This window comes from Butyricicoccus sp. AM32-19 (assembly GCF_003480365.1).
Classification (GTDB): Bacteria; Bacillota; Clostridia; order Oscillospirales; family Butyricicoccaceae; genus Agathobaculum; species Agathobaculum butyriciproducens.
Window position 1 is genome coordinate 1 of sequence record NZ_QUIX01000030.1, and the last position, 792, is coordinate 792.

General features: G+C 51.8%; 1 protein-coding gene. It reads left to right on the plus strand.

What is annotated here, in order from left to right; genetic code table 11:
• Window positions 1-792, plus strand: a 792-nt coding sequence (locus DW806_RS14740; protein WP_199677323.1) for a recombinase family protein, incomplete at both ends; no start/stop codon positions are given.

Sequence of the window (792 nt, forward strand, 5' to 3'; positions counted from 1 at the left end):
ACGGTCCGTATCAGATCGCCAGCAAGCTGAAAGAAGAAAAAGTCCTCATTCCGTCCGCTTACCTTGCCCGGCACGGCGAGGGCGTGAACAAAAACAAGACTTTCAAAGATGTGTACGGTTGGGGTTCTTCCACCATCTGCAACATTCTTGAAAAGCGTGAGTATCTGGGACACACCATCAACTTCAAGACCCGAAAGCACTTCAAGGACAAGAAAAGCCATTATGTTCCGGAGGACGAATGGACAATTTTCGAGAATACCCATGATCCTATCATTGACCAGCAGACCTTTGACCTTGTGCAGAAAATCCGTGGGAATGTCAGACGCTACCCGGACGGCTGGGGCGAAGCAGCTCCCCTCACGGGCTTGCTCTATTGTGCCGATTGCGGCGGCAAGATGTATGTCCACCGCACCAATAACGGCAAGCGCATTTCTCAATACACCTGCTCACAGTACACCAAAGTTCCTTGCGGAACGCTCTGCAAGACCCAGCACCGTATCAATGAAGATGTGGTACTGTCCCTTGTCTCTGAAATGCTGAAAGCCATTGCCGAGTATGCGAAGCATGACAGAGCCGAGTTTGTCCGTGTGGTGCAGGAAGCGCAGTCCAGCCAGCAGACCACAGAGGTCAGGAAACAGCGGACACGCCTTGCCACAGCAAAGCAGAGAGTTTCCGAGCTGGAAGTCCTGCTCTGCAAAATCTATGAGGATAACATTTTAGGCAAGCTGTCCGACAGCAGATACGCCACTCTGGACGCTCAATACGAAAAGGAACAGACCGAGCTTACCGCTG